This is a genomic window from Prolinoborus fasciculus (assembly GCF_056724605.1).
This window is the reverse complement of the sequence record NZ_JBWZQN010000003.1, coordinates 53,284-76,778: the sequence shown is the minus strand read 5'-3', so window position 1 is coordinate 76,778 and position 23,495 is coordinate 53,284. Positions and strand designations below refer to the sequence as shown.

Here is a 23,495-nt window from a genome sequence, read left to right as displayed (position 1 = left end):
ACCTCTTTATGAAACTTGATTATCTGCAAGCCCTGAAACGTGTCGATGAAGCTCGCGGTGCTTGGGTCTTGCATGGTCAAGAGCCTTTGCTGGAACAGAATTTAATTGATGCCTTTCGGGCCAGCTGGCAAAAGCAGGACATTGAACGTCAACGCTATGACATTAGTTCGGTCGCCGACTGGAAAACCGTCTTTAATGCCTTGAACAGCTTGTCGCTGTTTTCAACCCAGTTGGCGATTGAAGTACATGGCAATATCAAACCGGATGCCAGCGCAATCAAGTTACTGAAAAACTATTTGCAGCATAATGAACAAAACCTGCTGTTGGTGGTGATGCCCAAACAGGATAGTAATAGCCTGAAATCCAGTTTCTTTCAGCTGATTGATGCCAATGGTGTGAATGTTTCGCTGGTGGCCAATTATCCAAAAGACCGGCAGCAGATTCTGGGTATTGAAGCTGAAAAACTCGGCATTCGTTTAGCCAATGATGCCTGGCAATGGCTGGAACAACATCATGAGCACAACCTGCTTGCAGCAAAGAACAGCCTGATGCGGGTTAGCGATACCTTTGCTGAAGTCGATATCATTCAGGTTGATCATTTATATGCATGTTTACAAGATCAGTCACGTTATAGCACCTATGATTTGAGCGATGCCCTGCTACAAGGTAATCTTTCCCAGTCGATCAAAATTTTTCAGTATCTAGTCGTTTCAGGTGAACCGATGAGCCTGATTTTATGGAGTCTCAGCAAGGAAATGCGTCTGTTGATGCAGCTGTTTGAACAACCGCAAAATGCCTTGCAAATCGGGATCTGGAAAACCAAAGTCGGGTTATATCAACAAGCCTTGCGCCGTCTCAGCCCACAGACTTTTCTGGCCTGGCCGGGGTTATTATTAAGAATTGATGCCTCAATTAAAGGACTCGGACATGAAAATCCGGAGCATTTGGTACTACAGGCGATTTCCAGTATCTGTGGCAAGCCCCTATTTCACTAAGTCTTTGTCAAAATTCGAAAAATAAAATAATAATCATTCCTATTAGTTTAAAAAAATACACGATTTATCCTAATTTCGCTTTTATAATCGTTCACAATTCTCTGATTTTGAACCGATATTGATCATGCCAAAAATAAAACCGACGAAATTGATTATGGCCGCCGTGATTGCCATTGCGCTCATCGCTGCGGGGTGGTACTTCCTCAAACCCAAAGAACAGCCTCCGCAATATATTACGGCTGAAGTCACCCAAGGCGATATCGAAAGCTCTGTACTGGCGACTGGTATTCTGGAAGCGACCAAGATGGTCAGCGTGGGGGCGCAGGTTTCGGGTCAGGTCAGAAAAATGTATGTAGAACTGGGCGATCAGGTCAAGCAAGGTCAGCTGATTGCGCGGATTGACTCCGTTCGTCAGGAAAATGATTTAAAAACCGCTGAAGCCAGCATTAAAAATCAGATGGCACAACTTGCAGTAAGACAGGCGAATTTGGCCAAAGTTGAAGCTGAATACAACCGTCAGAAAGCCATGTATGCACAGGATGCCACTTCTCGCTCAGAGCTGGAATCGGCATTTGCGAACTATAAAACGGCGCAAGCGGATATCACCGCTATCAATGCACAGATTGAACAGTCGCGTTTGACGCTGGCGACTGCCAAAGAAGATCTTGGCTATACCCAGATTGTAGCCCCGATGGATGGCACGATTGTGGCGATTGTGACTGAAGAAGGTCAAACCGTGAATGCCAACCAGAGTGCGCCGACCATTGTTAAACTGGCCAAACTCGACACCATGACCATTAAAGCTGAAATTTCTGAAGCGGATGTCATGAAAGTTGAAGAAGGTCAGACGGTTTATTTCACTACGTTAGGCAATAACGAGAAAAAGATTTACGCCAAACTACGTCAGGTTGAGCCTGCACCCAATTCAATTAATACCGATAGCAATACCTCAAGCTCATCGTCAAGTTCTGCGGTGTATTACAACGCATTGTTCGATGTACCGAATGAAGATGGAAAATTACGTATTGATATGACTGCACAAGTTTATATCGTACTGGATGAAGCCAAAAATGTGCTGACCATTCCTGCTGCGGCCATTCAAGGTTCAAACCGTCCGCCACGTGCCAATCGTGGTGAAGCGCGTGGTGAGGGTTCTCGCGGTGAAGGCAGTCCGGCATCACGTCCTGAAGCTGAATCGGCTCAAGGCAATCGCCCTGCCGGTGAACGTCCAGCGCGTCTAAACCTGTCTGAAGCAGAACTTGCATTGATTGAGCAAGGTAAAGCACAACGTGGCATGGTTCGTGTCTTGCAAGCCGATGGTACTGCGAAACCAACCCCTGTATTAATCGGCTTGAATAACCGTGCGACTGCGCAAGTGCTGAAAGGTTTAAAACGTGGTGATCAGGTGGTGATTGCCGATGGTTCTGACACCTCCAATGATGCAGCAAAACGCGGTGGCAATAGCCGTGGCCCAATGAGAATGTAAGCATGAATTCACAACAACGGTCTCTCCTCGAGGTGAAAAATCTGGTTCGTGAATTCCCTGCGGGTGAAAGCACGGTCCAGATTTTAAAAGGGGTGAATCTAGAGATTTATCCGGGTGAACTGGTGGCGATTGTCGGTCAGTCCGGTTCCGGTAAATCGACCCTGATGAACATTCTGGGTTGTCTGGACAAACCGACCACGGGTAGCTACAAGGTCAAAGGCCGTGAAACCCGGGAACTGGAAGCGGATGAACTGGCGCAATTACGCCGTGAATATTTCGGCTTTATTTTTCAGCGTTATCATCTGCTGGGCGATTTAAATGCAGCAGGCAATGTCGAAGTCCCTGCGATTTATGCCGGTGCGGATTCATCTGAACGGCATGCGCGAGCCGTCAAGATTCTGACCGATCTGGGTCTGGGTGAAAAAACCCAGAACCGTCCGAGTCAGCTCTCTGGTGGTCAGCAGCAACGGGTTTCGATTGCCCGTGCGCTAATGAATGGTGGTGACGTGATTTTGGCCGATGAACCGACAGGTGCATTGGACAAGAACAGCGGTATTGAAGTGATGCGCATTTTGCGTGAACTGAATGCCAAAGGTCATACCATCATTCTGGTCACGCATGATCATAATGTAGCGAAAAATGCGACACGAATTATCGAGATTTCAGACGGTAATATCATTTCCGACCAACCCAATGTTCCTGAAGTCGAAGAGCACCTGGAAAAACAGCCGCTAATCCGCAGTGAACAAAAGAAGATTTCTTCATGGCGTTCTACGGTTGACCGCCTCGGTGAAGCTTTCCGTATGGCGTTGCTGGCAATGAATGCGCATCGCATGCGGACTTTCCTGACCATGCTCGGAATCATTATCGGGATCGCTTCGGTGGTCTCGGTGGTCGCGCTGGGTAATGGCTCACAAAAGCAGATTCTGGAAAATATCAGCAGTCTGGGTACCAATACCATTACCGTATTTCAGGGCCGAGGATTTGGGGACAATTCCAGATCTTCACAGTCCAAGACCCTGATTCCGGCCGATGCCGATGCGCTGGCCGAACAGCCTTATGTCGATGGCGTCAGTCCGTCGGTGAATAGCAGTGTCACCGGCCGCTACAAAGAAATTGAAGCTTCAACCACGGTCAACGGCGTCAGTGAAGATTTCTTCTATGTACGTGGCATGACTTTCCAGTCCGGTCAGCCTTTTGACCGCAGTAGCGTCATGCAACAGGCACAAGATGTCGTCATTGACACCAATACCAAAAATACCTTCTTTAAGGATGGCACCAATCCGGTGGGTCAGGTGATTTTACTCGGGAGCGTACCGAGCCGGATTATCGGGGTGATTGACGCGCAAAAAGGCATGATGGGCAATAATGACAGCCTGAATGTCTATCTGCCATATTCCACCGTGATGAGCCGTATGCTGGGGCAATCCAATGTGCGTAGCATCATTGTGCGGATCAAGGATGAATACCCAAGTGTGGCGGCTGAAAATGCGATTCTGAATCTGCTGGTACAGCGCCATGGCGCGCAGGATGTGTTTACGCAGAATGCCGACAGTATCCGTGAAACCATTCAGCAAACCACGGCGACCATGACCCTGCTGATTTCAGCAATTGCGGTAATTTCACTGGTGGTCGGCGGGATTGGGGTCATGAATATCATGCTGGTGTCAGTGACTGAACGTACTCAGGAAATTGGGGTGCGTATGGCGGTGGGTGCACGTCAAAGTGATATTTTGCAGCAATTCCTGATTGAAGCCGTTCTGGTCTGTATCTTGGGTGGTATTTTGGGTGTGCTGCTTTCCCTCGGAATTGGCCAATTGATTACCCATTTTGCCGGCGGTACTTTCCAGATGGCATATTCAACCACTTCGATTGTGGCTGCCTTTGTCTGCTCAAGCCTGATCGGGATTGTGTTTGGCTTTATCCCGGCACGTAACGCTGCTCGTCTGAATCCAGTCGATGCGCTTTCTCGCGAATAAGGAACCTGATATGCAAATGAATTTAACCAAGCTTGCCAGTGCCCTGTTGCTGGGAAGCTCGCTGGTCGGTTGTGCCGCAGTGGTAAAAACGCCCTATGAACAGCCTGCAATCAATATGCCGGGCAGCTTTCAAAACAATAAGGTTTTAAGTCAGCAAATCCATGCCGATATTCTGGCAGATCAATGGTGGACTTTATTTAAAGATCCACAATTAAATAATTTGGTGAATAAAGTATTGGCGCAGAATACCGATCTGGCAGTGGCTGGCATCAGTTTACAACAGGCCCGCATTCAAGCCAGACAGGCTCAAAGTCAGCAAGGGGTGCGTATTGGCGATGCCGGACTGACAACACGTAGAAGTTTTGATTTGGAAGACGGTGATAGTTCATCGGGTTTTGGGGTTAATTATCCGGGCTTAAGCTATGAGCTGGATCTGTTTGGCAAACTGGCCAATCAGACTGAAGCAGCACGCTGGGAAGCACTGGCCTCTGAAGAAGACTTGCAAGCAACTGCTCAGAGCCTGATCGGCACCACGGCGCAACTCTATTGGCAGCTGGCTTATCTGAATGAACGTTATAGCGTGGTACAGCAAAATCTGGCGACAGCGCAAAAAACCTATGATCTGGTGCGGGTGCAATATCGTGCCGGCGCAGTATCTGGTCTGGATTTAACCCAGGCTGAACAGGCGATTCAAAGCCAGCAGGCGACCTTAAGCCAGATTGCTCAGCAACGTGTGGAAACGCGTACTGGCTTGGCGGTATTGCTGCATATGCCGGTACAACAGCTCGCGATTCAAGAGCCAAGCCGTTTACCAAATATTCAATTACCGAGTATTCAGGCTGACTTACCGGCGAGTTTATTGTCACGTCGTCCTGACCTTCGAGCCACTGAACTACGCTTGCGTAAGGCACTAGCCAATAAAGATGCCAACAAAGCCAGCTACTATCCATCTATTAGTTTGACCGGAGCATTGTCTACTGGTGTAGGTGTGGGTGCTAATACTTCATTAACTGATGCGCTAAAGAATCCGGTTGCAACTTTAGGTGCCGGTCTGACCTTGCCATTCCTGCAATGGAATGACATGAAACGCGATTTACAGGTGAATGAGCTGGAATATGAAAAAGCCATTATCCAGTATCGCCAGACCATATACGAAGCCTTTGCCGATGTGGAAAATGCCTTGTCGAATCGTACTGAGCTCACTAAGCAGGTTGCATTACAGCAACGCAATGTTGAGCTGACAGAAAGAACTGAACGCTTGACTGAAGTGCGTTATCGTAATGGTGCGGTGGCGTTGAAAAACCTGCTGGATGCACAGGAAACTACGCGCAATGCGCGGCTGTCTTTGGTGCAAACCAGACAGAACCAGTACAATGCTTATGTCACCTTGATGCAGGCATTGGGTGGTAGCCCGATTAAACAATTACCTTAACAAAGCTTGATCCATAAAAAAACCGCTGTCAGACAGCGGTTTTTTAGCTCATATGATTTGAGTCAGTTTATTTCATTTGCAAATACGCATTCACATTTTTCAATAATTCAGTGGATCGCTCATGTCCGAGTAAACTGCCTTTTTCCAGCCAGTCCCGTGCGATTCTGATATCACGCTCCACGCCAATTCCCTTGGTATATAAACGTCCAAGATGGCTATAAGCATCCGCATTTACCTGCGCTGCCGCCTGCTGATAATACTGTACGGCTTGCTCAATATTGCTCTCAACACCTTGACCCTGTTCATATGCTTCACCCAGAGCATTCAGTGCTACACCATTCTGCTGAGCGGCTGCTTTTTGCAGATAGCTCAAGCCTAAGGCAATATCCTGCGCAATCTGTTGGCCTTTAAGATATTTCAAGCCCAATTCTGCCTGTGCTTGGGCATGACCCAATTGCGCAGCCTGATGCAGATAACGATTTGCTAGCTCTAAATTGTTCACAAAGACAGGATAAATGCCTGACAGAGCTTGGTACAGGAACCATGCCGCCTCTTTCGAACCTTTCGCAACCGCCTGATTCAGATACTGGATAGCTTTGTCACGTGTCGGTAAAGGATATTCAGCTAGACTATAAAACCGGCCGACGCTATAAATTAAATCCGCTTCAGATTGAGCTTCAATCAGCCAATACTGCTGTGCCGCGCTCTGAATCATTTGTGTGGCTTTGCCCGTATCTTTAACTGTGCCTACACCGTTTAAATAACACAGCGCCAGCCCCATCCCTGCAGACACATCATCAGGACTAAGCTGATAGGCAGCCTGATATAACTCAAATGCTTTTTGCGGTTCGTTGGCCACCAGGTGCTGCTCAAAATACAGCGCAGCAATCATGCATAATGCAGGCGCATGCTGACTGTTGGCCGCTTCCGACCAGTAACGAAATGCCATGGTTTCATTTTTATCAACATACCAGCCATGAAAATAAGCCAGCCCGATTAAAGTCTTGGCTTGTGCATCGGCATGCTCTTTGGACTGCTGCAATAAATGCTGGAACACGCGTTGACGCTGGTCGGTATCGATACGGCCTTGTAACACACCGGCATAATAATCATAGAGACCTTTCTGGTCACCGAGACTGATACAACCTTTAATAAATTGCAGCGATTGCATCAGGTCTTGGGGGAGAATCTGTCCATGCCCATAATCATCGGCGATCTGCTGATTAGCGGCCAAATGATCTTGTTGTGCCGCCAGAAACAGATAATGAATTCCTTGCACTAAATCTTGTGTTGTTGAATCTGCCAAATAATACTGAGCCAACTGATACTGCGAATTGGCATGACCCTGCCCGGCATTTTGAATTAATAATGCCAGACGCTGTTTTTCTGCAGTCATCTCGTTTTGAGGCTGGCCTTCGGTAGAAGAAAGTTCAGTGATGCGGTACTGGGCATCCAGATTGCCACGTGCTACCGCATGTCGGTACCAGTACAGAGCTTTATCCGGGTCAGCCTGTTGATACGCCTCCCCTTCATGAATCTGCCCCAAATGATAGGCCGCTTCATCACTGCCCAAGCGAAAGGCTTTGTCCAGGTAGCTGATGGCTTTTTCAGTATTTTGCTCATGCCCTAGACCTTGCAGATGCATTAGGCCCATACCTACATAGGCTTGTGGAATTTCCTGTTGCTGAGCCAGTCCCTGATAAATCTGATAGGCACGTTCATAATTCGGATGTTCCGGATCTGAACTCAAACGTGCTGCATGTTTCAGTTGAGCATCAATCTGCTCAATCCATAAATCATGTTGTACAGCCTTCGCCTGATCACGTTTCACCGGATCCGGACGTTTCCACATCCAGATCGCCAACGCCCCTATCCCCAAAATCAGTACCAGCAAGAACCACATAGCTGCTCCAAAACATTATTTTTGTTCTGCGAATGAATCCTTTCATTCTAAACGCCAGTTTAAAAAAAGCACATAGATTGTGCTTTTTATTTTTTAAATCAGGCTTTTGCTCTTTTACTATCGAGCTTTTTCAAACCTTCTGCCACGGCAACCATGGCAAAGCTTGAAGTTACCACCACGGCAGAACCATAACCACCGCAGCGCAAGCCGGCACTAGCACACACATCGGCACTGGAGAATGGATTATCGATGGAATAGACACAGGTAATACCGAATTTTTCTTTGGGCTTTTTACAGATGCCTTTAGCACGTAACTGGACACGTAATTTGGCCAGCATCGGGTCCTGTTCGGTTTTAGATAAATCTGCAACACGAATTTTCAGTGGATCCAGTTTGCCACCTGCCCCGCCCGATACAATTAAAGGAATCTTGTTAAAGCGACAATGTAGCATCAGGGCAAATTTGGCTTTGACATCATCGATGCAATCTAAAATCAGATCCGGTGTCGGAGCTAAAATTTCTTTGATATTCTCAGGCGTCAGATAATCATCAATTAGATTGATTTTAATCCGTGGATTAATTGCACGACACCGCTCGGCCATAACTTCAATTTTTTCATGACCCAAGGTGGTACTCATGGCAGGTAACTGGCGGTTGATATTTGATGCCGCCACCACATCCATATCGACCAAGGTCAGTTCGCCAATTCCGCTACGTGCCAGAGCTTCTACTGCCCATGAACCGACACCACCGATGCCAATCACCATCACATGACTTTTTTCATAATGGTTAAAGCTGTCTTCTCCATAAATTTTGGCAACACCAGCAAAACGGCGGTCATATTCATCATCTTGAAGCAGGTCAGTCATAGGTCATCTATAGCAATAAAAATACCGGATCATTTTAGCAAAATCCGCTTTTCTTTACCGCCACTAAATTTTTGATCGATTTAAATGACATTCAGATCGGCTGAGAGCGACAACTCACTCGCAATTGATTAAAATATCAACAAATTAATTCTATGTCATTTGGCCCAAAGGAGTGGAATGTCATGCTATTTAACACCCTTTTGGGTTTGAACATGCTTTGTATCGGACTTTATTTTTATGTTCTGATCAGCCAAAAGAAAAAAAATTATTATCTCAGCATTCTCATTCGTTTAATGACTTTAGGATTATTTGGCTTGGTTATTGTCGATCGTTATGAAACACAGAATCATCTGATTTTGTTATTGCTCTTGTGGGTAGGATTTGAAAGCATGGAACAGTTTTACACTAGAAAAAAATCCAGTTCAGTAAAATAAAAAAAGAGGCTTTCGCCTCTTTTTCATCTATCGGAATTAGTCTTTATTCATGATAAAGAAATATTGACGATAGTATTTCAATTCCGCAATCGAATCACGAATGTCATCCATTGCCAGATGCGAAGCATTTTTCTTGAGGCCACTCATGATTTCCGGGCGCCAGCGTTTGGCCAGCTCTTTCACTGAAGAGACATCCAGATTACGGTAATGGAAATACTGCTCCAGTTCAGGCATCAGGCGGTGCAAGAAACGGCGATCCTGACAGATCGAGTTACCACACATCGGTGAAGATTTTGGATTGACCCATTTTTTCAGGAATTCAATAGTTTGCTGTTCGGCATCCTGAGCGGTCAGTTTACTGCGACGTACACGTTCAATCAGACCAGACTGGCCATGCTGGCGAGTGTTCCACTCATCCATGGCATTTAACAGACGTGCAGGCTGATGTACCGCAAGCACAGGACCTTCTGCCAAAATATTCAAATTGTCATCGGTTACAATTGTTGCAATTTCAATAATTTGATCATTGTCTGTGTCTAGACCTGTCATTTCAAGGTCAATCCAAATCAGGCGGGTATCAGCGGTGCTGCTCATAAATGTGCAATCTTATTGGGTTTAAAAACAACTATAGTAGCAAATTAATTACATCTTGGGTGTCATTCGGGGGCTGCTTCATGCTATTTTTGCCATCTGATTTACCCGGTTTTTTTAGGATATGAATGGCCTTAATACGTAAGCGTCGTCTGACAGAGCAACAACAGCGCCGCATTCAGAAACAACAGAAAACACGTCAAGAAGATCTCGATACCTCCAGTGATCTTGAAGGTTTAGTGGTGCAACATTATGGCCGCCAACTTGAAGTGCAAGCTTTGTCTCGCCCTGACATTCACCCTGAAAAACCTGTGGTCGCCGATGGTGAGCCTGAACCTTTCTGGAAAGAGATTGAACTGGACAGCGTCTGGCGCTGTCATACTCGAACCAATCTGGATTTATTGGTCACGGGTGACCGGGTCAAATGGCAAGCCGATCCGAATACCGGTTTAGGAATTATCACCGCGATTCATCCCCGAAAATCCTTATTGACACGCCCCGACCGCTATCACAAGGTTAAACCGGTAGCGGCCAACATTTCACTGATTGTGATCGTGTTTGCACCATTGCCTGAGCCAGCGCCGGGCCTGATCGACCGTTATCTGGTGGCCTGTGCCGATGCCGATATTCCTGCATTGCTGGTGATGAATAAAGCCGATTTGTTAAAAGAAAACGATCCGATTCTGACTCTGCTGCAAGAATATCAAGATCTCGGTTATGAAGTGATGCAGACCCAATCCGATGGCGACCTGACTGCACTGTCTAATCGTCTGGAAAATGAAACGGTGGCTTTCGTCGGTCAATCTGGTGTGGGTAAAAGCACGCTGATTAATGCGATCGTGCCGGATGCCGCACAGAAAACCAATATTATTTCGGAAAACTCGGCACTCGGTCAACACACCACGACGTCAACGCGCTTGATCGGTTTTGGTGAAGGTGCGGCCCTGATTGACTCTCCGGGAATTCGTGAATTTGGCCTGTGGCATCTGACTTTAGATAAGGTACAAAGCGGCTTTCCTGAAATTGAAAATCTGCTCGGCCATTGTCAGTTCCGTAACTGTACCCATAAGCATGAAAAACAATGTGCTTTGCGTCAGGCTGCGGCCGAAGGTGAAATTTTGCCGCGCCGACTGGACAGCTATTTACGTTTAATCGACGAAATCACTGAAGCACAGCAAAAAAATTAATTTTCTTAACCCTTGGCCCTTGAAGCGGTGATTTTGATCACCATATTTATGAGCTATACTCTTGGCAATTTTAAAATTGTAATTAGGTGAATTGTGGAACGTTGGTTCGAGTTTATGGGGAATCACCCCTTCTTATTTGGAACACTCGCGGTATTAGTGGTTTTGTTCTTCATTATCGAAGGTCAACGTAACGGTCGCAAAATTTCTCCGCAATCGCTGGGAATTTTAGTCAAAGCAAAAAATGCCATGCTGGTTGATCTACGTGATGCCAAAGACTTCCGTGAAGGTCATATCAGCGGCAGCCGTAATATTCCATATAGCCAGATTACAAAACATGTTGAAGAGCTGAAAGCATCTGATCGCCCTTTGGTGTTCATTTGTAACCTTGGACAGGTGGCTGGTACTGCATTACAGCAGGTTGGTCATGCCGATGCCTACCGTCTTGATGGCGGCGTCAGCAACTGGAAAGCTCAAGGTTTACCTTTGGTGAAAAGCAAATAATCCACGAACAGGAGATTGATCATGGCTGAAGTTACTATTTACTCGACGACAGTGTGTCCTTATTGCGTGCGTGCAAAACAGCTACTGGAACGTAAGGGTGTGGCATATAAAGAGATTAACTTGTCTCAAGAAGCGCCTGAAGTACGTCTTGAATTGATGCAGCGTACCAATCACCGTACCGTGCCACAAATTTTTATTAATGATCAGTTCATCGGTGGTTTTGACCAACTTTATGCTTTAGAGCGTGAAGGCAAACTTGATGAATTGCTGGCTTAACCTTACTAAAATTATCACTTCATATTAAGGATCAAAAAATGAGTGAAGAACAACAAGCTCAACCACAATTGGCATTAGAGCGTATTTATACCAAAGATATTTCTTTTGAAGTTCCTGGGGCGCAAGTTTTTACTAAGCAATGGCAACCTGAGTTAAACATCAATCTTTCTTCTTCTGCAGAAAAAATTGATGAAACTCATTTTGAAGTAGCTTTGAAAGTCGTGGTTCAAGCGACCAACGAAGGTGATACCGCGTTTATCGTTGATGTCACTCAAGCTGGTATTTTCCTGGTGGATGGTGTTGAAGAAGAGCGTCTTCCATACATCCTAGGCGCATACTGCCCGAACATCCTGTTCCCGTTCCTACGTGAAGCAGTGAATGATATGGTGACTAAAGGTAGCTTCCCACAATTGCTATTGACTCCAATCAACTTCGATGCTGAATTTGAAGCCAATATGCAACGTGCGCAAGCCGCTGCTGTGGATGGTCAAGCTTAATCGCTATCCTTCAAATCTAAAAAAGACCACTTATGCGGTCTTTTTTATTGCCTTGAGTGGCCTCCCCCTTTATCAAAGGGGGAATGAGGGGGATTTTAATCATTTCCTCACTCAGAGAAAGAAGTCATTCCCCTCTCTCTAACTCTCTCCCTGAGGGAGAGAGGATTTATAGGACTTATTCCGCATCCGCCATCAAATCAGCGCTCATACCTACCGTATTGAAACCGGCATCGACATACAGGATTTCACCGGTAATTCCGTTAGCCCATGGCGAGCACAGGAATAATGCGGCATTACCGACATCTTCAATCGTCACATTACGTTTTAATGGAGCAACTTTCTCATTCAGGTCAAGCATTTTACGGAATGATTTAATACCTGAAGCTGCCAAGGTACGGATTGGACCCGCAGAGATCGCGTTCACACGAATACCTTCCTGACCCAAGCTAGACGCCAAATAACGTACGCCTGCTTCTAAAGAGGCTTTGGCCATACCCATCACGTTATAGTTTGGCATTACACGCTCAGAACCTTGATAGGTCAATGTCAGCAAACAGCCTTGACGGACTTGCAGCAAAGGTTTTGCCGCACGTGCCATTGCAATAAAGCTATAAGCACTGATGTCATGTGCAATATTAAAGCCTTCACGATCCGTGATCTCGGTGAAGTCACCATCTAGCGTATGTGCCGGTGCAAAACCGATAGAATGCACTACGCCGTCCAGACCATCCCAGTGTTTAGCCAGTTCGGCAAATGCATGGTCAATTTCAGCATCGACTGCCACATCACAAGGAAAAACCAGTTTCGAACCAAACTGTTCAGCAAAGTCATCTACCCGCTTTTTCAGCTTTTCATTTGGATAAGTAAAAGCCAATTCAGCACCTTCACGATGCAATGCTTGAGCAATACCAAAAGCAATCGATAATTTACTCGCAATGCCCGCGATCAAGAAGCGCTTACCCGCCAAAAGTCCTTGTGCCATGTGAATCTCACCTAAAAGAATGTATATGGCATGATGCCAAGTCTGAAGCATTTTAGAAATTGCATAATGCACCTTTTTTTCGATTTATGATGAACTGGGAATTTAAGACTGAGTTAAGAGTATTAACTTAAATGGTCAGATGCAGGGCCTGATGAGTATTTTGCCAGAGCTGTTCAGCCAGTTCCTCTTTGTGCATATGCAGGCTCTTTGCCAGTCCTTGCAGCACATAAGGTAAATTTGCAGGTGTATTTCGGGTACGTTGCTCGGTCGAGCTTTGACAACAGAGTGGCGTCATATCCGGACAGTCAGTTTCCAATACCAAATGTTCTGGTCCGACATACTGCACCACTTGATGAAGTTTTTTGGCATTTAGATTGGTGATTTGCCCGGTGATGCCCAGTTTGAATCCCAGCTTGATAAAAGCCTTGGCTTCCTCAATCCCACCACCAAAGGCATGCGCAATGCCGCCCTGTTTAAACTGCTGCTGTTTTAAAATCTGCAAAACCTCCGCATGCGATTTGCGGATATGCAGCAAAACCGGCTTATCAAATTGCTGTGCCAGTTCAAGCTGTGCAGCAAAAAAATCTTTTTGCTTCTGAAAAATTTCCGCCTGTTTGTGCTGTTTTAAAAAGGTATCCAGACCGATTTCGCCAATGGCAATGCATGGTTCAGTTTTGAGCAGCCGTTCCAAATCGTATAGATGTTCAGCCTGATGCTGTTCAATATAAAACGGATGCAAGCCGGGTGCCAAATGGCTTTGCGGGGCATTTTCCAGATCATTGATGAAGTGATGGGTCCTTAACAAATCTTGAAAACGGTTTTGCAAAAAACCAATTAAAACCAGATGATCGACACCTACCGCTTTGGCCGTATAGGCCAACTGTTCCCGATCAGGATCAAAATCGGGAACATCAAAATGGGTATGCGTATCAAACAGTTTTAAGGTCATTTGGCTTTTGCAGCAGATGCTGGCTGTGCCTCGGAGGCAGCTTTTTCAGTTTGAGGCAGATATTCGGGTTTCAGCACACCTTGTAACTGCTCATAAGGAATCATCAGACGTGGCAAGCCAACAACATATGGCCCAATTTCATATTCGGCATACTGCAATATCAAGCCGTCTTTGCCCAGATAGAAGTTATCGGTAAGCTTGAACTTCCAGGCCTGTTCATATTCGGCGACATCTTTGGCCAGCTTGGACTCTACCACCCAGGTTTTAAACGCATCATAAGCACGCGCTTCCAGTTGGGCTTTCTGTTTGACCGCAATAATGTCATCCAGCTTGATCAGCTTTTTCTGTTCCAGATCAAAATTATAATAAGTCTGTGCAGATGCCCCGTGTGCGCCTCCCAGATAATAACTGCTGTTCAAAACTACTGTCGCTAGAGGATCACCCGAATGCAGAATCTTGGGCTTAATCATCAGGCTAATACTATGACTGGCACTCAGGGCCTTGAGCTCTTTATCCAGATTCAAGAAAGTCTGCATATAAGGTTGAGTTTGCTGCTCAAGCTGCTGTTTTGGTGTCACCACTGTTGCTAAAGCAGCTTTGGGTTCAGAGGCGGCAATGTCCGCTTCGCTGGCAGCGCTCACTTTTGCCGGTTCAATCGCATCAAGAGACAGGATATTTTTCAACTGTTGCAGAATCTGCTGGTCGATCCATTCATCAATAAAGCTCTGATTACTGTTCAGACGTTCGATCGAGATTTCCGGACAGCTTTTGTCTTCACATTCTGGAATCGCCAGCTTGAGCTTTTCGGTATCGCCGCTGAGTTTAAGTGCTTCAGCTTCGGCTTGTAGCACCTCGGAAGCACTTGATTCTTCCGGCTCATTACTCTTCGGCTGGCACGCACTCAGCAAGATCGCTGATGCCAGGATAGATAGACAAAAGATATTCTTGTATTTTGGCATTCATTCACCTTTTTGGAACCTGTAATCTCGCAGGATCATGAGCTTTAAAACATATGCTGATAGATATCAGCTTTCAAGACCTGTTGTGTTTGTTGTTTTGTTAAATAAATATCCAGTTGTTTGGCATCTTTGCTAATTTCATGGCTGCGAAAATGCAGACCAATGCCTTCCTGATCAAAGAACCAGTCAGCCTGTCCCCAATACAGTTTTTTCGGTGCTTTCTGCTGAACTTGCTGATCGTTTTCTTTGAGCCATGTCTCATAAGCTTGTTGAATAATCTGATCCATTAATAACTGTTGCTTAGGATCAATAATATCCAGTGGAGTCAGCATTTTCTGCTGGCGACGATCAGCCACAAAAAAATAATAGCGCTCATGCACGCTGACATTTTCCTGTTTGGTATCGACCCCAATCTGCATCAATACATATTGATTGCGCTGGTAGGGAATGCGGGTATATAGCGATAACTCATAAGCCTTGTTCAGATTGAGCTGCGCCTGCCAGGCATCCGATTTTTTTACATAGGCATTGATCGCCTGCTGTAAATTCATGTCCTGTTTCAACCCAATTTGATCCTGGATCACTTTGGCCTGCTGCTTTTCAATCCATTGGTTCATCCATGGATCAACCGTATGCAAGGTCTGAATATCCAGATTGATACAGTTTTTATTTTCACAAAATGGCAAGGCAATTTTAGCCGGCTGCTCTTGAATATTCAGATAAGGCAAAACATCTGCGGTCTGCTGAGCTGCGGTCATTTTCTCATTTTGCGGAGTATTAACAGGCTCTTTTTCGCTTTGATCACAGCCACTCAGGACAAGACTTAAACCAATCACAGAACCGAGGACGACTTCCTTGCTGAGCTTCATTCTCTTTGCTATATCTATCGAGTTATTAATTGCTTAAATGTAGCATAAAATAAAACAGCTTCCGGAGAAGCTGTTTGATATTTTTAAACTTTAGCTGCGGAACGTTAAAGTTTAGTGTTCACGCGTATTGTGGAACACGATGTCCGGATAACGTTCTTGCATCAGCTGCAAATTCACGCGGCTTGGTGCGAGATATGTCAAATGACCACCACCATCGACAGACAACTGGTCATGAGCTTTTTTCTTGAATTCGTTGAATTTCTTCTCATCATCGCAAGACACCCAACGTACTGTGTTGATGCTGACCGGTTCGTAAACACAATCAACTTTGTATTCTTCTTTCAGACGGTAAGCCACCACTTCAAATTGTAGCACACCTACAGCACCAACGATCAGATCGTTGTTATTCTGCGGCATGAATACCTGGGTTGCCCCTTCTTCTGAAAGCTCTTTCAGACCTTTTTGCAGCTGCTTGGATTTTAATGGATCCTTCAAGCGGACACGGCGGAACATTTCAGGCGCAAAGTGTGGAATACCGGTAAACTGAAGTTTCTCACCCGAGGTAAATGTATCACCGATCTGAATGGTGCCATGGTTATGCAGACCAATAATATCACCCGGCCAGGCTTCTTCCAGATGCTGACGATCGCCAGCAAGGAAAGTTAAGGCATCGCTGATGCGCACATCTTTATCCAGACGTACGTGTTTCATCTTCAAGCCTTTCTCATACTTGCCTGAACAGATTCGCATAAAGGCAATACGGTCACGGTGTTTCGGATCCATATTGGCCTGAATTTTAAAGACAAAACCGGTGAAGCCTTCTTCATCCGCTTCTACAACACGATCTTGAGTCGGATGGGCTTTAGGAGATGGCGCATATTGACTGAAGGCATCCAGAACATGGTCGACACCAAAGTTACCCAAGGCTGTACCGAACAGAACAGGCGTTTGACGACCCGCCAGGAATTCTTCACGATCTAAAGGTTCGTTGGCCATTTGTACCAGTTCAAGCGATTCTTCAAATGCCGCCCAAGCCAGCTCACCGACTTTCTCACGAAGATCAGGATAGTCATAACCATCACGCACTTCGATCTCGGTAATCACTGAACCGAAACCGGCTTTATACACGTAGAATTTTTCTTCGATTAAATTAAATACACCTGCAAAATCACGGCCTGTACCGAGCGGCCAGGTGATCGGGACACATTTAATTTTCAGAACGTTTTCGATTTCATCCAGAAGCTCAAGCGGTTCACGGATTTCACGGTCCATTTTATTGACGAATGAGATGATCGGAGTATCGCGCATCCGACACACTTCCATCAGTTTAATGGTACGGTCTTCGACACCTTTTGCACCATCAATCACCATCAGCGCCGAGTCTACCGCGGTTAGGGTACGGTAGGTATCTTCCGAGAAGTCCTCATGTCCCGGGGTATCCAGAAGATTGATCATCTTGTCTTTAAAAGGAAATTGCATCACCGAAGTCGTGATCGAGATACCACGCTCTTTTTCCATTTCCATCCAGTCCGATGTTGCGGCCCGGTCAGATTTACGGCTTTTTACCATCCCGGCCACCTGAATGGCCTGACCCCATAACAGCAATTTTTCTGTCATGGTGGTTTTACCGGCATCGGGGTGGGAAATAATAGCGAACGTACGTCGCTGGGCGACTTGTGCCGCCAGTTCTTGCTTAAAGCTCATGAAATATACCTACTGCTCAATGCACAGCATTCGAGATCAAATTCGATCAATATGAAAAAATTGGCGATATTGTAGCAGAGTTTCAGTGTGGTGTTCCGTGAGCCATGTCGTCTATCCTGACGCTCAATCAATTAGAGCGTTATTAATGAAATAGGACTTACGCACTATTATTTATAGATTCTCTGTGGTAGCAGATGATTTTTATCGAGAATAAAGTCATCAATGAAGTTTTTGATAACTGGTCTAAATAATTTCTTCTGCCAACGATATACATTTTCAAAGATCCGCTCAAACTGGTTCTTTTGTATCTCAACGTAGGCCATCAAGGCTGAAAAAATATGATTCAAAATCAGTTTAGATCGTCTTACTTGAAACTTTTCAATATGACAAACCTGTTTAATCACCCGGTGATATTGCTCTATTTTCCAATGACTTGAATGCAATTCATGAAAACCCTCAAAGGACAATAAATCATCTTCATCTTGATGCACAATATAAAACCTCTGCTGTTCTTTTAACTGAGTCTTAAATAATTGTACAAAGCCAAAATCTTTGAGCCAGACCACTTGACCCTGATGGAAATCTGGCAATAAACGCAGTTGAAACCATTGTCCTTTTTCTGGGGAAACCTTACGGTTACAGTCGATACCAAACATAAATCGAATACCATATTTTCTTATGGTTTTTAGATTTCCAGTCGATGAATACCAACTATCACCTGTAATAAATTGAATCTTTGCACCCCAACTGAGTACTTCACTTAACATATCCATAAAGTAATCATTCTTGGTTTTACTTTCAGATTTGTCATAAATTCGGAAATTAATTGGAATATTTTGACCATTTTGATCTGTCGCATACAAGGTAATGAGATTAATACCCTTGACGGATCGGTGGTGTTTGCCTGACCAAAAATAGCTAACCAAGTCCATATGTTGACTATATGGTTTATCTAAAACAGTATCATCAATACTGACTATAAGTTTATTATTATCAATATGTTGAATTGATTCTTGATATAGGTCGTGAGGTGTGTAGTCTTCACGCTCTAGAAAGCGATTTACACTATCATGCGAGATATTATAAGTCTCGGCAAGTTGTGTGCAGCTAATAGAGTTCGGTTCTGTCATGAGAAAGCCCATATAAATGGGTAATGTACAAGTTGCTGTAGAAGCATGTTTAATTCGTCTGATCACAGATACTTTATAAAGTATTTTAATACTTTTTTGAATCCGTCAATGCGTAAGTCCTATGAAATTGTAAACTTTCTAGTCGTTGTTCATCTACCGGCAAGCCCAGTAAAAAGCCTTGTAACTGTTCACAACCCAGTCGGGTTAAAATTTCCGCTTGCGCTTCTGTTTCAACGCCTTCTGCAGTCACCACCAAGCCCAGTTTTATGGCCAGCTGAATAATGCTTTCCAGAATCATTTCTTCTTTGGAGCCGACTGCCAGATTTTTGATAAATTCCCGGTCAATTTTTAACTCATCTACGGCGAAATTCTTTAAATAGAGAAAACTGGAATGCCCTGTACCAAAATCATCAATGGCTAGACGGATGCCCATTTGTCTTAAGCGCTTAAAGCTGCGCATACTCACATCAATATGATGCATGGCAGTCGATTCAGTAATCTCGATCATTAAATGCTGAGGACTGATTTTATATTGTGCAAATAACTTTTCTAAAGTACTAAACAGATGCTTATGTTCAAATTGTACCGCAGACAAATTGACCGCGATAGGGAAAAATTCAGTATGTGTCCGTTGCCATTTTTGAATCTGCTGACAAGCCAGTTCCAATGCCCAATAGCCCATTTGAATAATCAGTCCGGTTTTTTCAGCTGCATTGATAAACAGATTCGGGCCGAGCAGCCCAAACTGGGGATGGTTCCAGCGAATTAATGCCTCTACCCCACACAAGCTACGATCCTTGGTCCAAAACTTGGGCTGATAAAACAGCACAAACTGCTGTTCTTCCACGGCTTTATATAGATCATTAATCAGGGTACTCTGACTCTTGCTTTCATCCTGATCGGTAGAGTAATTAAAGACTGAATAGGTATTGCGTCCCTGATACTTGGAACTCAGCATCGCGGCATCAGCATTGACCAGCAGATCCTGTAAATTTTTGCCGTGCTCCGGATACATGGCAATACCAATACTGCCCGAGATATGAATACTCTTGCCTTCAATCAGGAAACTTTCCTGAATCAGTTCAAGAATCTGTTCTGACATTTTTGCAGCTTTGGCGACTGAAGTATTTTCCAGTACCAGCAGAAATTCATCCCCACCGATTCTGAGCAGCTTGGAATGATGGCCTAATAACAGATGAATCCGCGTGGTCAATTGAATCAGCAACTGATCGCCGACCAGATGGCCAAACACATCATTGACTGCCTTAAAACGATCCAGATCGATATATAAAAAAGCAATTTCATGCTGCTGTTCGGACTGACCTGAAAACAGCAGATTTGCATATTCAGCCAGATACAAACGGTTAGGTAATTTGGTCAGATTGTCCTGAATGGTCTGATTTTCAATTTGTTGATTGGCCCATGCAAGCTGACGGTTGCGTAATCCCACACGCAGTTCGGACACGATGATACAAATCAGCGTTACCAGCAGCAATCCACTCATCAGTATCATGGCCAGAAATAGCTGATCATGTGCCTGAACTAATTCCGGTGACTGTTGCATATGGGCGGCAGTAAAATTGAATGACATCATGCTAATAGAGTGCATGCCAAAGATGCTGAGTGCGATCACACCTAATACGAGAACTGACCGGAAAAATGACCAGGTACTTCTGGTACTTAACCAGAGGATAAACATAGATGCAATGCATATCACCAGAACAGACAGGAGCATCAGGCCCAAATCCATCTCATATTTATTCAGCACAAAACTTGCTGTCAGCCCAATAAAATGGATCAACCATATGAATAGGCCCAATAGCATGGCGGTTAGCATTAAATTGAAGGTTTTAAAGTTTAGCTGTAAAGCGCCTGAAGCAAATTTTTTAATCCGTGCGATGAGATAGCAAGCAACCAATGCAGAAAGAATGGACCCGATGAACAGACCAATATCATGCTGAATATCAATCATAAAAAATGTTCCCCATCGGTGATCATTTTTATTATTCTCTGCACTGATATTTCCATTTTCACCCGGTCAAATTTGAACTCAGTAAAATCTCAAGACTGACTATCCATGCAAGCCAATTGGTCTGCAACAACATCAGTCTTAACTAAAATTTAGAATTTATATTTCTTTCTTTTGAAGTTGAGAATTGCCCCAAAAATAAAACTCAACAGAAAAATAAAATACAACTTATATATTAGAAGTGTTTCAAATTTAAGCAAATATTTAGCTTCATTTTTTTAGCTCATTTATTCGATCACCATCACAATTTTTTTCTTTTTATTTAGACAGATGGCACTTCATAGCAAAATTTTATTTGGATTTTTATGCAGATTTGCAAAATAAAAAAATAGCCTGTCGAAACAGGCTATTTTTATCAACGATCAATGAGGCTAAAACTTAGGGTTTTGCCTGTAATTTGGCATAGTCCAGTAACACATTTGCCGCTTCAATCACAAACGCTTCTTCTTCAGGCAGAGCCGGACGTTCTTTGGCCTTCATCTTGGCACGTGTTTCAATCAAGGCATCCAGTGAAGCCTGATAACTTTCCCAGTTTGGATAAGGTTTCAGACCTGTTGCAGCACGACGAGTGTTTTCTGCGTCCAGCGTTTTTTGCTCCATGGCAATCAACTCAGCTTTACGCTGTTGCAAGTCCAGTACCTGACGTTTCTCTTCTTCAGCTTTCTTCATCACGGCTTTACGCTGTTCTAAATACTTGAACTGAGAATCCAGTGTGACCCGTTGCTGAGAAAGTTTAGCCAATTCAGGAACGTATTTCTGTACTGCACCTTCGCGTTTAAATGGTGCCGTTGAAATAGTATCCCACTGCAGGGCATTTTTGGCCTTACGCTCACCAAACTCCTCGTTATAAATATCGACCAGTTTAATGTCCGGAACGACCCCTTTATTCTGGGTACTGCCACCGGTCACACGGTAGAATTTACGCTGCGTCAATGTCGCCTGACCATGCGCCAGACTATCCAATTGTACTTGTGCTGTACCTTTACCGGTGGTAGTACTGCCAATCACAATCCCGCGTTCATAATCCTGAATCGCAGCAGAGTAAATTTCACTGGCCGATGCAGAGGCAAGATTCACCATCACTGCCAGTGGACCTGCATAGGTTTGTGCGCCGCCATCATCATCCTCAAAGACGCTGACATTGCCATTGCCATCACGGATCTGTACCACTGGACCAGACTTGATTACCTGCCCCAACATACGTGCCACTTCTTCCAGTGAACCACCTGGGTTATTCCGCAAATCGACAATAATTCCGGCAACATTCTTCGCTGCCAGCTCTTTCAAGGCTTTGTTGGTATCTTCAGACACCGAACGATAATCCGTACCGGCACGGCGTGCGCGATAGTTCAGGTAGAACGACGGAATTTCGATCACACCATATTGATATTTCTTGCCATCGCGTTGAATGTCGACTACACGTGTACGTACACCGGCATCTTCTTCCTGAATCACGTCACGGGTAATGGTCACATTACGTGCCTGCCCCATGGCAGCACCCGCACCGAGTAAGCGTAAAGTGACTTTAGTGCCACGTTTACCGCGAATCAGACCGACAATTTCATTACTTGGCCAGCCAATGACATCGACCATTTGCTCGCCGTCTTGGGCCACACCAATGATACGATCACCTGATTTCACCTGACCGGATTTGCTGGCTGGACCACCTTCAACGATGGTTTCAATCTTGGTGTAATCTTCATTGCCACGTTCCGGGCGAATCGATACGCCGACGCCTTCCAGCTGTAAAGTCGTCTGACGATTCAGCTCCATCGCATCCACAGGCGGGAAATAATTGCTGTGCGGATCATAAGTCAGCATCATCGCGTTCAGTGTCTTGTCGAGCACATCATCACTTTTGACGCGGCTGAGACGTTCCAGCTGACGGGTATAACGCTTGGTCAAGGTTTGCGCAGGCGTTAGATCTTCAGGACCCGTGAGGTCTTGTCCATTGGCCAGTTCCGGATTGGCTTTCAGGGCTTTCTGCTTGGCCAATTCCTCTTCTTTACTAATGGTCAGATTGATCAACTGAGACACCAGCATTTTTGACCAATGCGCGCGCTGTTCAGCTTCAGTTTTAAAGAACGGTGCTTTTTCACGATCCGTTTCGATATAAACATTCGGCTGATTCAGATTTTGCGGTTTTTTCAGCTCATTCAACATATAGGTGTAGAACTGGTGCAAGCGCTGTTGATATTGCGCATGCATTTCATAAGGACCAGACAAATTGCCAGCTTTCAGATTGGCACCAAAATTGGCACCGTAGCGTTTCTTATAGTTTTCAACTTCTGGGGCCAGAAACAGACTGTGTTCCGGATCAAGACTATCAATATAGAAATCAAAAATACGCTGCGAAGTCTGGGCATCCAGACGCATATTTAAATAATGCTGACGGTCAACCAGGGTTGCCAGCTGACGTGACACCAGCGCCTGCTCTTGAGATGGCTGAATTGCTTTACTGACCACTTCATTACTATTGGCCGCAATCGCATCATTCACTACATGGGTAAAAAAGAATCCACCTGTCGCAATCGCAACTGCGCAAGCTATAGTTTGAAATTTCATAAATAATTCGTACTTCCTTGGCCTAGAGACCAATGTGACCGTGTTGCTTTTCGACCAGAATTTAACGTATTCAGCATCTTAAACAACTTAATATGTTTATGTCGTGTAGTTTTATCATATTCTGTGCTGACAAAGTGTAGCAAATCATTGCAGAATTC

20 protein-coding genes are annotated in these 23,495 nt (G+C 44.9%); 9 read left to right on the top strand and 11 right to left on the bottom strand.

Annotation, left to right across the window (positions count from 1 at the left end):
- Positions 1-8 precede the first annotated feature (8 nt).
- The 4 genes from holA (at position 9) to AC1P5O_RS01260 (ending at position 5,892) form a co-directional block, all read left to right on the top strand.
- Complete coding sequence (holA, locus tag AC1P5O_RS01275; protein ID WP_004733070.1) at positions 9-995, top strand: DNA polymerase III subunit delta; 987 nt, start codon at positions 9-11, stop codon at positions 993-995.
- 124 nt (positions 996-1,119) lie between these two features.
- Positions 1,120-2,481, top strand: coding sequence for a MacA family efflux pump subunit (locus tag AC1P5O_RS01270; protein ID WP_004733071.1), 1,362 nt, complete (start codon positions 1,120-1,122; stop codon positions 2,479-2,481).
- Positions 2,482-2,483: 2 nt separating this feature from the next.
- Positions 2,484-4,460, top strand: coding sequence for a MacB family efflux pump subunit (locus tag AC1P5O_RS01265; protein ID WP_155861715.1), 1,977 nt, complete (start codon positions 2,484-2,486; stop codon positions 4,458-4,460).
- A 10-nt stretch (positions 4,461-4,470) separates the two neighbouring features.
- Positions 4,471-5,892: an efflux transporter outer membrane subunit gene (locus AC1P5O_RS01260; RefSeq protein ID WP_155861714.1), complete on the top strand. Its 1,422-nt coding sequence runs from the start codon at positions 4,471-4,473 to the stop codon at positions 5,890-5,892.
- Between the two features lie 67 nt (positions 5,893-5,959).
- Here AC1P5O_RS01260 and AC1P5O_RS01255 read toward each other — a convergent pair whose 3' ends face one another.
- Complete coding sequence (locus AC1P5O_RS01255) at positions 5,960-7,795, bottom strand: tetratricopeptide repeat protein (RefSeq protein ID WP_164542880.1); 1,836 nt, start codon at positions 7,793-7,795, stop codon at positions 5,960-5,962.
- Between the two features lie 98 nt (positions 7,796-7,893).
- On the bottom strand, positions 7,894-8,664 hold the full coding sequence (locus AC1P5O_RS01250; RefSeq protein ID WP_129716334.1) for a tRNA threonylcarbamoyladenosine dehydratase: 771 nt from the start codon (positions 8,662-8,664) through the stop codon (positions 7,894-7,896).
- Between the two features lie 182 nt (positions 8,665-8,846).
- On the opposite strand from AC1P5O_RS01250, the gene AC1P5O_RS01245 reads away from it, so the two are divergent.
- The gene (locus AC1P5O_RS01245; protein ID WP_129716336.1) at positions 8,847-9,098 is read left to right on the top strand and encodes a hypothetical protein; all 252 of its coding nucleotides are present in this window, start codon (positions 8,847-8,849) and stop codon (positions 9,096-9,098) included.
- A gap of 36 nt (positions 9,099-9,134) precedes the next feature.
- Here the strand turns inward: AC1P5O_RS01245 and orn are convergent, their stop codons facing one another.
- On the bottom strand, positions 9,135-9,692 hold the full coding sequence (gene orn / locus AC1P5O_RS01240; protein ID WP_004278381.1) for an oligoribonuclease: 558 nt from the start codon (positions 9,690-9,692) through the stop codon (positions 9,135-9,137).
- 125 nt (positions 9,693-9,817) lie between these two features.
- Between orn and rsgA the strand changes: the two genes are divergently transcribed.
- The 4 genes from rsgA to secB all read left to right on the top strand — a co-directional run bounded on the left by rsgA (position 9,818) and on the right by secB (position 12,150).
- Positions 9,818-10,876, top strand: coding sequence for a ribosome small subunit-dependent GTPase A (gene rsgA, locus AC1P5O_RS01235; protein ID WP_004278384.1), 1,059 nt, complete (start codon positions 9,818-9,820; stop codon positions 10,874-10,876).
- Between the two features lie 93 nt (positions 10,877-10,969).
- Positions 10,970-11,377: a rhodanese-like domain-containing protein gene (locus AC1P5O_RS01230; protein ID WP_004647440.1), complete on the top strand. Its 408-nt coding sequence runs from the start codon at positions 10,970-10,972 to the stop codon at positions 11,375-11,377.
- A gap of 21 nt (positions 11,378-11,398) precedes the next feature.
- Complete coding sequence (gene grxC, locus AC1P5O_RS01225; protein ID WP_004278388.1) at positions 11,399-11,653, top strand: glutaredoxin 3; 255 nt, start codon at positions 11,399-11,401, stop codon at positions 11,651-11,653.
- Between the two features lie 38 nt (positions 11,654-11,691).
- Positions 11,692-12,150, top strand: a complete 459-nt coding sequence (gene secB, locus AC1P5O_RS01220) for a protein-export chaperone SecB (RefSeq protein ID WP_004647439.1) — start codon at positions 11,692-11,694, stop codon at positions 12,148-12,150.
- 175 nt (positions 12,151-12,325) lie between these two features.
- Here secB and AC1P5O_RS01215 read toward each other — a convergent pair whose 3' ends face one another.
- The 8 genes from AC1P5O_RS01215 to AC1P5O_RS01180 form a co-directional block, all read right to left on the bottom strand.
- Positions 12,326-13,132: an enoyl-ACP reductase FabI gene (locus tag AC1P5O_RS01215; protein WP_004647438.1), complete on the bottom strand. Its 807-nt coding sequence runs from the start codon at positions 13,130-13,132 to the stop codon at positions 12,326-12,328.
- Positions 13,133-13,259: 127 nt separating this feature from the next.
- Positions 13,260-14,081 carry a TatD family hydrolase gene (locus AC1P5O_RS01210; protein WP_004647437.1) on the bottom strand — a complete coding sequence of 274 codons (822 nt, stop codon included), beginning with the start codon at positions 14,079-14,081 and terminating at the stop codon, positions 13,260-13,262.
- Positions 14,078-15,040, bottom strand: a complete 963-nt coding sequence (locus AC1P5O_RS01205; RefSeq protein WP_129716337.1) for an RsiV family protein — start codon at positions 15,038-15,040, stop codon at positions 14,078-14,080. Before AC1P5O_RS01205 ends, AC1P5O_RS01210 begins: the two co-directional genes overlap by 4 nt.
- Positions 15,041-15,084: 44 nt before the next feature.
- The gene (locus AC1P5O_RS01200; RefSeq protein WP_004647434.1) at positions 15,085-15,909 is read right to left on the bottom strand and encodes a hypothetical protein; all 825 of its coding nucleotides are present in this window, start codon (positions 15,907-15,909) and stop codon (positions 15,085-15,087) included.
- Positions 15,910-16,020: 111 nt separating this feature from the next.
- A complete protein-coding gene (locus tag AC1P5O_RS01195; RefSeq protein WP_004647433.1) occupies positions 16,021-17,613 on the bottom strand; it encodes a peptide chain release factor 3 in 1,593 nt (530 codons plus the stop codon).
- 167 nt (positions 17,614-17,780) lie between these two features.
- Positions 17,781-18,809: an IS701 family transposase gene (locus AC1P5O_RS01190; RefSeq protein WP_079255106.1), complete on the bottom strand. Its 1,029-nt coding sequence runs from the start codon at positions 18,807-18,809 to the stop codon at positions 17,781-17,783.
- A 19-nt stretch (positions 18,810-18,828) separates the two neighbouring features.
- Positions 18,829-20,715 (bottom strand): putative bifunctional diguanylate cyclase/phosphodiesterase, encoded by a 1,887-nt coding sequence (locus AC1P5O_RS01185; protein WP_262466707.1) that lies wholly within the window; start codon positions 20,713-20,715, stop codon positions 18,829-18,831.
- Between the two features lie 435 nt (positions 20,716-21,150).
- Entirely contained in the window at positions 21,151-23,337 is a 2,187-nt protein-coding gene (locus AC1P5O_RS01180) for a carboxy terminal-processing peptidase (RefSeq protein WP_004278396.1), read from the bottom strand.
- Positions 23,338-23,495 lie beyond the last annotated feature (158 nt).